The organism is Oceaniserpentilla sp. 4NH20-0058 (assembly GCF_040371755.1).
In the GTDB taxonomy this organism is placed as follows: domain Bacteria; phylum Pseudomonadota; class Gammaproteobacteria; order Pseudomonadales; family Oceanobacteraceae; genus Bermanella.
On record NZ_BAABWE010000009.1, the window covers coordinates 132,311 to 144,905 of the forward strand.

Annotated in this window: 13 protein-coding genes and 1 pseudogene; 7 read left to right on the forward strand and 7 right to left on the reverse strand. The window is 43.2% G+C overall.

Annotation, left to right across the window (positions count from 1 at the left end; translation table 11 throughout):
• Window positions 1–3: 3 nt before the first annotated feature.
• The 3 genes from iscR to ABWV45_RS12690 all read right to left on the reverse strand — a co-directional run bounded on the left by iscR (window position 4) and on the right by ABWV45_RS12690 (window position 2,288).
• Complete coding sequence (iscR, locus tag ABWV45_RS12680) at window positions 4–489, reverse strand: Fe-S cluster assembly transcriptional regulator IscR (protein ID WP_353352080.1); 486 nt, start codon at window positions 487–489, stop codon at window positions 4–6.
• A 224-nt stretch (window positions 490–713) separates the two neighbouring features.
• The gene (gene cysE / locus ABWV45_RS12685; protein ID WP_353352081.1) at window positions 714–1,478 is read right to left on the reverse strand and encodes a serine O-acetyltransferase; all 765 of its coding nucleotides are present in this window, start codon (window positions 1,476–1,478) and stop codon (window positions 714–716) included.
• Between the two features lie 48 nt (window positions 1,479–1,526).
• A complete protein-coding gene (locus tag ABWV45_RS12690) occupies window positions 1,527–2,288 on the reverse strand; it encodes an RNA methyltransferase (protein WP_353352082.1) in 762 nt (253 codons plus the stop codon).
• 174 nt (window positions 2,289–2,462) lie between these two features.
• Here ABWV45_RS12690 and ABWV45_RS12695 point away from each other — a divergent pair, with 174 nt between their 5' ends.
• The 3 genes from ABWV45_RS12695 (at window position 2,463) to ABWV45_RS12705 (ending at window position 4,657) form a co-directional block, all read left to right on the forward strand.
• Window positions 2,463–3,242 (forward strand): inositol monophosphatase family protein, encoded by a 780-nt coding sequence (locus tag ABWV45_RS12695; protein ID WP_353352083.1) that lies wholly within the window; start codon window positions 2,463–2,465, stop codon window positions 3,240–3,242.
• A gap of 135 nt (window positions 3,243–3,377) precedes the next feature.
• The gene (locus ABWV45_RS12700; protein ID WP_353352084.1) at window positions 3,378–3,512 is read left to right on the forward strand and encodes a hypothetical protein; all 135 of its coding nucleotides are present in this window, start codon (window positions 3,378–3,380) and stop codon (window positions 3,510–3,512) included.
• Window positions 3,513–4,084: 572 nt separating this feature from the next.
• Window positions 4,085–4,657 carry a hypothetical protein gene (locus ABWV45_RS12705; protein ID WP_353352085.1) on the forward strand — a complete coding sequence of 191 codons (573 nt, stop codon included), beginning with the start codon at window positions 4,085–4,087 and terminating at the stop codon, window positions 4,655–4,657.
• Window positions 4,658–4,918: 261 nt separating this feature from the next.
• Here ABWV45_RS12705 and zapE read toward each other — a convergent pair whose 3' ends face one another.
• Complete coding sequence (zapE, locus tag ABWV45_RS12710; protein ID WP_353352086.1) at window positions 4,919–6,031, reverse strand: cell division protein ZapE; 1,113 nt, start codon at window positions 6,029–6,031, stop codon at window positions 4,919–4,921.
• A gap of 85 nt (window positions 6,032–6,116) precedes the next feature.
• The gene (locus ABWV45_RS12715) at window positions 6,117–6,755 is read right to left on the reverse strand and encodes an alpha/beta hydrolase (RefSeq protein ID WP_353352087.1); all 639 of its coding nucleotides are present in this window, start codon (window positions 6,753–6,755) and stop codon (window positions 6,117–6,119) included.
• A gap of 129 nt (window positions 6,756–6,884) precedes the next feature.
• Between ABWV45_RS12715 and ABWV45_RS12720 the strand changes: the two genes are divergently transcribed.
• The 4 genes from ABWV45_RS12720 to ABWV45_RS12735 all read left to right on the forward strand — a co-directional run bounded on the left by ABWV45_RS12720 (window position 6,885) and on the right by ABWV45_RS12735 (window position 11,593).
• On the forward strand, window positions 6,885–7,259 hold the full coding sequence (locus tag ABWV45_RS12720; protein WP_353352088.1) for a ZapG family protein: 375 nt from the start codon (window positions 6,885–6,887) through the stop codon (window positions 7,257–7,259).
• Between the two features lie 142 nt (window positions 7,260–7,401).
• Window positions 7,402–8,328, forward strand: coding sequence for a sulfate adenylyltransferase subunit CysD (cysD, locus tag ABWV45_RS12725; RefSeq protein ID WP_353352131.1), 927 nt, complete (start codon window positions 7,402–7,404; stop codon window positions 8,326–8,328).
• Window positions 8,328–9,968, forward strand: a complete 1,641-nt coding sequence (gene cysN / locus ABWV45_RS12730; protein ID WP_353352089.1) for a sulfate adenylyltransferase subunit CysN — start codon at window positions 8,328–8,330, stop codon at window positions 9,966–9,968. The genes cysD and cysN overlap by 1 nt, the downstream gene beginning before the upstream one ends.
• 284 nt (window positions 9,969–10,252) lie before the next feature.
• Window positions 10,253–11,593 carry an outer membrane protein transport protein gene (locus ABWV45_RS12735; protein WP_353352090.1) on the forward strand — a complete coding sequence of 447 codons (1,341 nt, stop codon included), beginning with the start codon at window positions 10,253–10,255 and terminating at the stop codon, window positions 11,591–11,593.
• A gap of 53 nt (window positions 11,594–11,646) precedes the next feature.
• On the opposite strand, the gene ABWV45_RS12740 is transcribed toward ABWV45_RS12735, so the two are convergent.
• Window positions 11,647–11,880 carry a TIGR02647 family protein gene (locus ABWV45_RS12740; RefSeq protein WP_353352091.1) on the reverse strand — a complete coding sequence of 78 codons (234 nt, stop codon included), beginning with the start codon at window positions 11,878–11,880 and terminating at the stop codon, window positions 11,647–11,649.
• Window positions 11,881–11,986: 106 nt separating this feature from the next.
• Window positions 11,987–12,573, reverse strand: a pseudogene (locus ABWV45_RS12745) (IS256 family transposase); the annotation flags it as partial.
• Window positions 12,574–12,595 lie beyond the last annotated feature (22 nt).

Sequence of the window (12,595 nt, forward strand, 5' to 3'; positions counted from 1 at the left end):
CGCCTAGGCTGATGTCAACGAAATAAGTGAGTCGACCTCTACTTTCTCCTGCGCTCGTTCGTCTTGGCGTTTTGCCACGTCACGGATCTCTTGGCGACTGACTAAATCGTGAATACTGATGTCATCTAAAAAGGCATGAATCTGCTCACTTAAGCTCTGCCAAAGATGATGGGTCAAACATTGATCCCCTTCTTGGCAATCCCCTTTGCCTTGGCAACGGGTGGCATCCATGGATTCATTCACTGCATCCACCACTTGAGCAATGCTAATTTCACTTTCAGCCCTAGAAAGTCGATAACCGCCCCCGGGGCCACGAACCGAAGACACCAGCTCACAGCGACGAAGCTTGGCAAATAATTGCTCTAAATAAGACAAACTAATGCCCTGACGACTTGAAATATCATTCAAACTCACAGGCTTTGCTTGCCCATGTATTGCCAAGTCCAGCATGGCTGTTACTGCATAACGGCCTTTCGTGGTTAGCCTCATTGCCCATCCCCTCATGTACAGTCATGAATATAGGGTGAATTATCTTAAACCCGACTAAAACAGTCAACTATTTACTTGAGTAAATTACTTGGGCTTTAGAAAAACCACACATGAAGGTCAATTTTGGCGGCAAATTCTATCAGAATACGAGGTCATTTGCCTAAAAAAGCCACAAAAAAACCCAGACAAGCTGGGTTAATAGATGTGGCTAAACAGCACCTGGATTAATCTTTACTGGCTTGAATATCATCCAATTCAGTTTCAAGCTTAGGCAGCTCGCCTGTACACTCCTGATGCCCCAACTCCCCTAAAGCCGTGGACATGCGTTCGATTTTTTCATCCACTGCATGCATATGATCCAGCAAACTATGAATTGAACGCGCAATAGGGTCTGGCATTTCATCTGTCATACCATAGGCATCAAAGCCCATTTTACTGGCCATAGCCTGACGACGGCGATTCACTTCAGGGTCAATATTTTTAACAATAATACGGCCCGGAATACCCACAGCCGTTGCCCCTGCGGGCACATTTTTGGTGACAACCGCGTTTGAGCCCACACGCCCATTTTCACCAATCTCGATTGGCCCAAGTACTTTAGCACCCGCACCCACCACTACACCATCGCGCAATGTAGGGTGACGCTTACCCTTATTCCATGAAGTACCACCAAGGGTAACACCATGATACAAGGTCACGTTATCGCCAATCTCAGCGGTTTCACCAATGACCACTCCCATCCCGTGATCAATAAAAAAGCTGCGTCCAATAGTGGCCCCAGGGTGAATTTCAATCCCAGTAAACCAGCGGCTAAAAAAGCTAATCATTCGAGCAAGATACTTTAAGCCATGACTCCAACACCAATTCGCCACGCGGTAATGCAACAGAGCATGCAAACCGGGGTAAGTGGTAAGAACTTCAAATGTATTTCTTGCCGCTGGGTCGCGGTCAAAAACACAGGCTATATCTTCTCGTATGTGTTTAAACACAATCTCTCCTACTTCATACGAAGGGTGTACTACATCATATCGCTTAATCTATTTATCGCGCGAACGGCCGACCATTTTCAAGATACCGCGTAATATATTAATCTCGACCTTATCCGGCATGGCTCGTTGGAATAAACGGCGCAATCTCGGCATCAACTGCTTTGGGTTATTTGGATCTAAAAACTCAATATCAACTAGAGTTTGTTCTAAATGAGCAATAAAACCATTAATTTCGCCCTGATTAGCCAACTCATTATCCCAGTTCACCCCCCAATTACCATCATATTGTGCATCTAATTCACCTTGATGGGCCAATATCCCCATACGCATTTCGTAGGCCAAAACCTGAACCGCACTGGCCACATTGAGGCTCGCGTATTCTTCATTAGTTGGAATATGAATATGCACCTGACACATGGCTAATTCATCATTGGTCAAACCGGTTCGCTCGCGACCAAAGACTAACGCCACTTTTTGACCAGAAGGTAGAACCTCTAATGCCTTAGCTGTGGCTTTACGCGGATGCATTAATGGCCAAGGCAAATGTCGAGAGCGAGCGCTGGCGCCCATCACCACGGAAACATCTTCAATTGCTTGCTCAAAGGTTTCAACAACCCGCGCCCCTTGTAAAACGTCTCCTGCACCACTGGCCATAGCAACGGATTCATCCGATGGGCTCTTTGGGTCAAACGACACAGGATCCACCAGCACCAAGTCACTCAACCCCATGGTTTTCATGGCCCGCGCAGCAGAGCCTATGTTGCCAGAATGGCTGGTATTAATAAGAACAATTCGAATATTTTGCAGCATGAATAAGACGCAATTAGGTTCTGTCAGATAAAAGAAGCCTAAGTGTAACGACTTTTAATCCAACACCCCACCGATTTAATGAATTCTATTACGCAAGCAGGGCTTCATTGCTTGCGTAATCACTATCTGTACCATAAAATATGCGGCCCTTAATTTACTGAGTGTTTCATTCCTATGCAGCCAATGGTTAATCTTGCCCTACGCGTATTACGGGAAGCTGGTGAAGAACTGGTACACGCAGTAGAACGCTTTGACTTTGAACGATCCTCAGACCAAGAAATTAGCAAGTTCATTGCTGATTGTGCCATTGGCACTGAGAAACAAATCATCTTTAAGCTACGTAAACATTTCCCTGATGATACCTTTCAAGGCCGCGAAACTGGTCGCCAAGAGCGCGAAGCACCAACCGGTACAGTATGGTTAATTAACCCACTAGAGGGCCAAGACAATTTCCGCTCTGGTTTACCTTTATACAGCCTAGTACTGGCTTGCCAAGTCAACGGTAAAACCGAGCATGCATTAATTGTAAACCCAACCTCAGGACAAGAGTTCACCTCTACCCGTGGACGTGGTGCTGAAATGAGTGGACGCCGTATTCGTACTAAGGACAAAACTAAAGTCAGCCAGTCTATTATTGGGGTAACGTACCCAGGTATTGCTGATAATGATCACAATGACCGCTTACGTGCCCGTGTTTCTAACCTTACTAGTAAGTCACGTATGATTCGCGCACTAGGTGACGACGCACTGAGCTTAGCTCACCTAGCCGCTGGTCACCTAGACGCACTATGGCTGACCAATGTAGACAACACCACCATCCAAGCCGGCGCCTTGATTGCCAAAGAAGCTGGTTGTCTAATCACCGACCTAAGCGGCGGTGCACTTTATGAAGAAGGTGACTTGATTGCTTCTAACCCTAAATTACTTAAAAGCGTGTTGAAAAGCTCATTGTAATTCAAGGTGTTAGCGTGACTATCTAAAGGCTGTGGTGATCACGGCCTTTTTTATTTGCGTAAAAAAGTACACAAAGCCCTTGGTTTTGATGTTTTTTAATGACTATACTGAAAACAGTCACATAGGAGTCAGCCAATGACATCATGGTTAATCGCCTTGAAGGCAATGATTCAACAATTGTTTGAACCGCAGCAAACGTTGCAGCCTATCAAGATTGAAGTAGAACAAGAGCAGCGTGCTCGTGTTGTGCAGAGACGTCGTAGACGTTAATCGTTATTACCCAAAAGGCCCCAAGGGCCTTTTTTTGTGTCTGCGTGTTTTTGATATGAGAGGCGTTGAGTCTGATTAGGATTGTGCGTAGTAAACAGTAAGTCATTAGCATATTGATGGTTTACGCTTCGCTAACCCATCCTGTTTTACTCATGTGCGCTTGCTGACTGTGTTAATTATCTAGGGTTTTAGATTCTGGAAAGTGAAAGCCAGCATGGTTTCTTTTCTCGAGGTTTCACCCATACCCGCTTCGCGCCGAGTCTTACGCCGCCCTCAATGCGCAAGTGCGTTTAAATTAGATGATGAATTATCCAAGTCTTCGTATTCTGGATAGTTAAAGCCAGCACGGTTTTCTTTGTGGGGAAGTATCCCCACCCCCCTCTCCGCTCATACTTCACACCGCTCGTCTCTTATGGGTGATCGAACATTTTGGTTGTAGCGGTGCTCAGAAATCGCATATTGTTATCGGTACGGACTTGGTTTCCCGTAGTTTCTGAGGCATTGTGAATCTTTCATATCTCATCATTATAAATACATTTTTCTGTAATATTGAACAAACAAGGACTTGTACATTGGAAGAACTGTTAAACATCTCCATAACCACACTATCATCAATAATTGCCTTCTTCGGGCAAAAAGAAATCATAGGCATGCTTATCGGTGTGGCAAGTAGTGCAATATGGTACCGCATTACATATTCCGAAGAACAAAAACATAAAAACAAACAAGTAATCACCATGATAATATCTGCAATTCAAGATACTCACAGAGTTGCTAGTCAAAACCTTTCTATTATAAAAAATGAAATAAAAGGACTAGAGAAACAAGATTTCACATTAGACCCCCAAGCAAGCTTCACTCCTACACCTGCCGATTTACTACTATTAATCTCAAATTTTAAACAAGATAAAAGCATTGAACTATGGTGTTCACTAAAGAAAATTGACTCCTTGTGTAGTCAAACTGAAAAGCTTGCACAAGAAACATCACAACTTAAAAAGGCAATAAAGATAGAGGATAAAACTCATATATATCTATTCGAGTTATTACCTTATTTGAGGCAACTCGATTTATTACATGAAACTATTTTGAATAAAATAATCAATGAGTGCCATATATCAAACTCATTGATAGAAAATATTTAATTATTACAAGATATTCTTGAAAGTCAGCGGCGAAGTTAGATCGAGGCGAAAGTACCTTTTTATTGAGGCGTGTAGTCTTTCTTACACAACGATATAAAAAAATGCTTTCAACAAAGATAATATATAGGAGCTTTAAAGCGTCATGAGCGCAAGTAAGATAAGGCATTTTTTTTGCGAGCACCCGGAGTGTAGTAGTCTTACATGAGGAGTGCGAGCAAAAAAATAACGCAATATTACTAAGCGCAATAGCTTTAAAAAGAATTAGGCCTTGTGCTCGCGGGCAAGATATTCGTGTGACTGCATTTCCAGCATCCGTGATGTTGTACGCTGGAAAGGAAAGTCCAGCTTACCGCCCGAATAAATATCAGGAATCGGCGCATCCGCCGACATGATCACCTTCACACCACGATCATAAAACTCGTCGATAAGGTTAATATAACGTCGCCCAAGGTCGTCGTTTTTCACACCCATTTGTGGCACGTTGGAGATGATGACAGCATGGAATAATTTACCCAGTTCTATGTAGTCGCTAGGTGAACGTGGGCCATCACAAAGAGCCTCAAACTCAAACCACGCCACGTCGTCACATACTGCTTTTGCCGGTATATTACGCCCGAGTATTTCTACGGTTGTGTTTTTTTCGATATGAGCGGCGTCCGGCACTAAGCTGTCAAAACTTTTCTGCAAGCTGGCATTGGCTGTGTCGTCTAATGGATAGTGATATAACTCAGCTTGCTCTAATGTGCGTAAGCGATAATCCACACCACTATCAACGTTGATCACATCGGTGTATTCGTTTAATAGTTTAATAGCAGGAATAAAGCGGTCACGCTGTAAGCCATTTTCGTACAAGCCATCTGGAATAATATTCGAGGTACTGACTAGAGTTACACCACGGGCAAACAATTCTTGCATCAAGCCACCCAGAATCATAGCGTCACCTATGTCGACCACAAAGAACTCATCAAAACAGATCACTACAGCTTCATCAGCAATTTGATCGGCGACTATGGTCAGTGGGTTTTTGGCACCGGCTAATTTGGTTAGGTCTTGATGTACGCGCTGCATAAAGCGGTGAAAGTGAGTACGCATTTTACGCTCAAACGGCAGTGCATCGTAAAAAGTATCAACCAGATAGGTCTTACCACGGCCAACGCCACCCCAGAAATAAATCCCTTGCACAGGGCGCTTAGGCTTATTTTTACCCAACTTGGAAAACATCTTAGAAAGAGCTGATTGATTTTGCTCTGACTCGTATTTCGCTACCAGATCATCGTATAAACGCTGTAAATGCTTTACAGCCATTTCCTGTGCAGCATCGTAGGAAAAGTCGTCACGTTCAAGATCTTTGCGATAGAGTTCTAAGGGCGTCATGGCCAGCTTGTACCTGAGTATTTAAGGTAAGAATAAGGGGTTCAATGGGTGCGCAATGTACAGTTTAAGGGGGCTAAAGGCAAATTTAGCCTAGTTTTTCTGTATTGAATAAGCGTTTAATTTGCTGCTTTAACTCAGTTAAGCGCCCATGAAAAAAATGGCCAGCCCCCTCCATAGTAATCATTTCCAGAGGTGGGTATTGTTGTTCAGCCCATGCGCGGACGTCACCATACGGAACCACTTCATCGGCATCCCCCATGATGATAGTGGTATCTAGAGAGATAGGCGTGACGTTTTCAAAGGGAGAGTTAAGCACGGATGGTGCGATCATCAGCAAATGCCTAACTTCCATTTGTGATTGTGCCTGAGTATCGCTGGCCGCTTGAGCCGCTATGTAGGCGCCAAAACTAAAACCCGCAAAATATAAGGTTGTAACCGCTTTTTCTTTATTCAGCCATGTCACGATGGCCAGTGCATCAGCTACCTCACCGAGGCTTTTTCCGTATATACCATCGCTTTCACCTACTCCTCGGTAATTAAAGCGTATCGAGTTACAACCCAAATCCTCATAGGCTTTGGCTGTCATAGTCACCACTTTGTTATCCATAGTGCCCCCATATAAGGGGTGCGGGTGACACACCACAACATAGGGTGCTGTTGGGTTTATTTCATTAACGGCAATTTCTAGGGAGCCAATCACCCCCTTAATTAATTGTTTCGCCACAATGACTCCTCATTCCTGAGTACTAGCTTTTGATAGGTGATTTTTATTTTCTGCTGTTATGTCCCTATGATTCCCCAACAGAACTGGCTAAACTGGTCTTGTCCAGTAAGCACAACGCAAGGATGTCCCATGATAAGCGCACAATTAATCTCCAGTATTTTTATCTTTGCAGTCGGAGTCGGCATCGGCATCTTAGTTCAACGCTACGTTCTTAGCCGCGGCACTCATGTAGCGTTACTAGAAAAAGAGTTAAATAAGGTAAAAGGCGAGCAACTTTCCATGAAGGATGCCCTACAGCAGCACTATTCCCAAACAGCTGACTTAGCTCAGAACCTGACTAAAAGTTATTCAGACTTATACGAACACCTTGCCAAAGGTGCTGACCAATTCACCGAAAAACCATTAGCGGATCTCAAACAAGCCTTAGACTTAAAGCCCGAACCTGAAAAAATAGAAGAGTCCGCGGATAAACCTGAATCAAACCCAAACAAAACAGAAGCCTAGTTCCCTAGGGCATTTTTGGGCTATACAACCTAATGTCCTATTATGGCTATATCAATATTATGCTTTGATATAAGCCAACCTCTTCTTATGCCAACTATACACTGGTATAGTAGCACCAAAATTTAATCTGCAATTTTCTACGATCTCGAGAGCCCTTGGCATGTCGGACTATAATTTAACACACTTAAAACAGCTAGAAGCGGAAAGCATTCACATTATTCGTGAAGTCGCCGCGGAATTTGATAACCCTGTAATGATGTATTCAGTAGGTAAGGACAGCGCCGTGATGCTGCACCTAGCCCGCAAAGCATTTGCTCCAGGTGTACCTCCTTTTCCTTTATTACACGTAGACACCACTTGGAAATTCAAAGAGATGATCCAATTCCGTGATTACATGGCCAAATCCTCTGGCATGGAATTACTGGTGCATATTAACCAAGACGGTGTTGATCAAGGTGTTGGTCCATTTACTCATGGGTCTAGTAAACACACAGATATCATGAAAACCGAAGGATTAAAGCAAGCATTAAACAAATATAAATTTGATGCTGCTTTCGGTGGCGCTCGTCGCGATGAAGAGAAATCTCGTGCAAAAGAGCGTGTTTATTCTTTCCGTGACAAAAACCACAGATGGGATCCAAAAAGCCAGCGTCCAGAATTATGGAACATCTATAACGGCAAAGTTAACCCAGGGGAGAGCATTCGTGTTTTCCCTATATCAAACTGGACTGAACTTGATATCTGGCAGTATATCTATCTAGAAAACATCGAAATCCCAGAATTGTACCTAGCAAAAGAACGCCCAGTAGTTGAGCGCGATGGCACCCTTATCATGGTTGATGATGAGCGTATGCCATTAGAAGAAGGTGAAGTACCAATGAACAAAATGGTACGTTTCCGTACTCTGGGTTGCTACCCACTAACCGGCGCTGTTGAGTCCGAAGCAGCAACGTTACCGGATATTATTCAAGAAATGTTATTAACCACTACCAGTGAACGCCAAGGTCGAGCTATTGACCACGATTCATCCGGCTCAATGGAAAAGAAAAAGCAAGAGGGTTACTTCTAATGTCACACCAGTCAGATTTAATTTCAGAAGATATTCTTGCTTATCTTAAACAGCATGAAAACAAAGAACTCATGCGCTTTTTAACCTGCGGTAACGTAGATGATGGTAAGAGTACCCTAATCGGTCGCTTGCTTTATGATTCAAAAATGATCTTCGAAGATCAGCTAGCTGCCATCGAAAATGACAGTACTAAACACGGTACCACAGGCAATAAAGTTGACCTTGCACTTTTGGTTGACGGTCTAGCTGCCGAGCGTGAGCAAGGTATTACCATTGATGTAGCGTATCGTTATTTCTCAACTGATAAACGTAAATTCATCATTGCTGATACCCCTGGGCATGAGCAATACACCCGTAATATGGCCACAGGTGCATCGACCTGCGACCTAGCTATCATCCTTGTCGATGCTCGCTACGGTGTACAAACACAAACTAAACGTCACAGCTTCATTGCCTCTTTGCTAGGTATTAAGCATATTGTCGTTGCTGTTAACAAAATGGATTTAATGGATTTCAGTGAAGACAAATTCAACGAAATCAAACAAGACTACCTAGCCTTCGGTAAAGAGTTAGGACTTGAGAATGTACACTTTGTGCCGCTATCTGCATTAGATGGTGACAACGTGGTGAACCGTTCAGAGCGCAGCCCTTGGTATCAAGGCAAAACGCTGATGGAAATCCTAGAAACAGTTGAAATCAACGCCACTCGAAATCTTGATAACTTCCGATTCCCTGTGCAATACGTAAACCGCCCGAACTTAGACTTCCGTGGTTTCTGTGGCACAGTGGCTTCTGGTATCGTGCGCCCAGGTGATGCAATCACCGCACTGCCTTCTGGTAAGACATCAACGGTTAAGTCCATTGTGAACTTTGATGGCAACATGCAAGAAGCCTTCATTGATCAAGCCGTTACTATTACCCTTGAAGATGAAATCGACATTAGTCGTGGCGACATGATCGTTAAAACTGAAGACTTACCTCAGACCAGCAACTGCCTAAATGCAGATATTGTTTGGATGAGTGAAGACGCCATGAAAGTGGGCAAGCAATACGATCTAAAATTTGCGGCTACACCCAACACCGGAACGTTCTCTAAAGTACATCACCGCGTAGATGTAAACACATTAGAACATTACGATGATAGCGAATTAAAGCTAAACGAAATCGGCCTATGTGAACTAACGCTTAACAAAGCCATCGCATTTGACCCATATAAAAAGAATCGTGCTACAGGCGCATTCATTGTTATTGATCGTCTGACCAACGTTACAGTTGGTGCTGGTATGGTTGTTGGTCAAGCCGAAGGACAAGCCGATGAACAACTAAACGCCGTATCTAGCACTGAAAAATCTAATCGTTTTGACCAGAAAGCAGCCTCTATTGTGTTTACTGGTAGCAACAAACACGTATTAGCCGGTGCCGTTGATCGTAAATTATTTACCCAAGGTAAAGCGGCTGCTCTAGTAAGTCGTGATGACCTTGGTGAAAATAATGCAAATGATATTGCACGTATCATCAAGCAAGCGGGTTTAATTGCACTGTGTACCTTTGAAACAGAGCAAGCTGACCTCATCATTGATGCAGATAAAACCAGTATTGATGCTGCTATCGCAGAAATTCAGGACAAAGGAATTATTTAATTCCTTATCTTGCAGTACTGAATAAAAAAACCGGCTTAGGCCGGTTTTTTTATATCCATTTGTATCTTTTGCATGAGTTGTATATCGGTGTATTCTTAGCCCATAAATAATAATAAGTACCCGATGATAAGCTCACTCTAACTCATGGTCACTATCGAAACCGTACCAAGCTCAATATAAGTAACGCGAGTTTTCATCTATAGAGCGTATCTGTGTCACGTTATTCACTCTGATTCCACTATTTCATTCACTATGCGGGCAAATAAAAATTAAAGGGCCGACATATGAATTTTTTCTTTTTTAAAATCAGCACCTTAAGTGCAGCTATTATCGCTGCGACACCTGCAATGGCCGGTGGGTTCGACAATTCCAATCGCAGTTTTGATATCATTTATGGGGATAACAATATCATCACAACCCAATTCGGCCAGACCTTTTTGCCAATGAAAGCAAACGTCAACAAAATGAAGCGAGCTCAAACCAGCAATGCGGAGGCCAATTCAAAACGAGTAAAATCTGGCGACATCGTCGGCAACTTAACCCGCCCCCAAGTAGGTTTCCGATATAAGTTGCTTAATGATATCTCCTGCGCAGGCCAAATAGAGCAACCTTTTGCCACACAAATATCATTTGCAGACGACCAATATACCTATGTCAAAACCGATGTAAGCGGCAACCCTGTGGATATTAATGGTCATCCAACGTATGACCCCAGCAGTATGGATACAGCCGTTGCACCTATCAATAGCAAATACGAAAGTGAATCCTTCACCATGGCTTGTGGGTACACCATGGCTCTACCAAAAGGCCAAGTGAAAATATTTGCAGGGCCCAAAATTCAAAGTGTTAAAGGGTCTTTTAACCAAGATTTAACACCGAGCCCTAGCGCTATTGGAGAAGCCGATAACTTAACGGTGGTGTTAGATGGTGGCACAGAACTTGGGTATGTGGCTGGCATTGCATACGAAATCCCCAAGATTGCACTACGGGCATCATTCCTCTATCACAGCCAAGTGGATTATGATGCTAAAGGCACCATTACAGCCAAAATCCCTAACGTTATTTCATTTAACACTAGAGGCACAGCAAAAACATTCACCCCCCAGACTTTAGAACTTGCACTTGTATCAGGCATAGCCGAAGACACCCTTGGGTTTGTGAAACTTCGTTGGAGTGAATACAGCAAGCTTACGGCTTTGCATGTTATCGGTGATGACGCCAAAACCATAGATGGCAACCGTGCAACCATCGCACAGGCAAATCAATTTTCAGGTAACCGACTTGATCCGTTGATTAACCCAAAATTAGACATGTTCTCCAATGATACGTTTGATTACAGCATAGGCATCGGACATCGAGTAAGTGATCAACTCTCTGTAGTGACAACCTTTACAAGCTCAACGAAGATAGGTGATTCAACTCGCTCTCATTTACTTGATGGCTCGTCTTACACCCTAGGGTTTGGCGGTGAATATTCGCTAATAAAGAACTTAAAACTGAACGGAGGGCTTGGATTTACCCTTATAGATGGCTACACAGTAGAGCTCCCTTCAGGGGACTTCCGGGCTGAATTTAGTCAAACGGAAGCGATCAGCTTTCAACTTGGTTTAAGCTACGAGATTTGATTTCAGATGAGTTGAAAACAAAAAACCGGCTGAGGCCGGCTCTTTTATGTTCGTTACTTTAATATGACTAATAAATCTTGTAACTTCTCTACTGCATCTTTACCTAAAGTGGTTAAATAACCACCATCATCTTGCGATATCAAACCTTTATCAAATAAACGCTTAGTAGCAGCAATGTCTTCTGCCGGTGCCTCATGGGCATGCACTTTAATGCCTTCTTGGTAAGTAGACTGGTCGAAAAGGGATAACATGGATAATTCGTGTACAGTGTCGTCTGGTATTTTCATTATTTTTCTTCTTTTTGTGGTGAACACCATAACAATATATGCCTGATTAATGGGTTTGGCTAGGAGTTTGGTTTAAATCAGATGTGACGGGCTTGTAATCTTTCTAAGGTACATACTTCATTGAGTTCCATACCATGTGGACAATACAGAGCTGAATTTGCGTTTCCGAGAATGCAGTATTAATCGCATCTGAAAAACCTTTCAAACCATCGATCCAAGCGATCAAGATATCTTTAACTCCTCTATTTTTCAGCTCTTTCCGATAGCTACATCCCTAGTAATTCTTTGTGGCCTCCCATATTGACGCCCAAGGCGAGATAAACGGATTTATTGATTACCTGTTTGTCTTACCGGATTTTCAATGCGATACAATCCAGATAAACAATTGGATAAATAAGGTCGAGCGGACAGAGTTGCCATTCAATCACTTCGTCAATACCGCATCAGTGACCTTGGAAATTAAATTGGGTGAAGCATCGGCTCCGCATAGTTCTTTAAACGTTTTAACGATCTCGCGGGGTGCATACCTCGGACATACAAGAATAAATTTTTCTCGCCCATTGAGGTGAAGCGAATTTATCTCTTCTTCACTAGCTTAGGTTCAAAGCTCCCATTACTATCACAGGGTGTATCTAGTTCGAATTGACCATCTCCGGTACGCAGAGTTTTGCTAGAGGAGTCGTTGCGACTATTAGGATTTAATACCCTTGGCCGC

What these genes read in the sequence shown, in the direction of transcription:
- cysN (WP_353352089.1), top strand. Translation starts at nt 8,328, where the DNA reads ATGTCACACCAGTCAGATTTAATTTCAGAAGATATTCTTGCTTATCTT.
- ABWV45_RS12695 (WP_353352083.1), top strand. Translation starts at nt 2,463, where the DNA reads ATGCAGCCAATGGTTAATCTTGCCCTACGCGTATTACGGGAAGCTGGT.
- ABWV45_RS12740 (WP_353352091.1), bottom strand. Translation starts at nt 11,880, where the DNA reads ATGAAAATACCAGACGACACTGTACACGAATTATCCATGTTATCCCTT.
- ABWV45_RS12700 (WP_353352084.1), top strand. Translation starts at nt 3,378, where the DNA reads ATGACATCATGGTTAATCGCCTTGAAGGCAATGATTCAACAATTGTTT.
- iscR (WP_353352080.1), bottom strand. Translation starts at nt 489, where the DNA reads ATGAGGCTAACCACGAAAGGCCGTTATGCAGTAACAGCCATGCTGGAC.
- ABWV45_RS12720 (WP_353352088.1), top strand. Translation starts at nt 6,885, where the DNA reads ATGATAAGCGCACAATTAATCTCCAGTATTTTTATCTTTGCAGTCGGA.
- zapE (WP_353352086.1), bottom strand. Translation starts at nt 6,031, where the DNA reads ATGACGCCCTTAGAACTCTATCGCAAAGATCTTGAACGTGACGACTTT.
- ABWV45_RS12735 (WP_353352090.1), top strand. Translation starts at nt 10,253, where the DNA reads ATGAATTTTTTCTTTTTTAAAATCAGCACCTTAAGTGCAGCTATTATC.
- ABWV45_RS12690 (WP_353352082.1), bottom strand. Translation starts at nt 2,288, where the DNA reads ATGCTGCAAAATATTCGAATTGTTCTTATTAATACCAGCCATTCTGGC.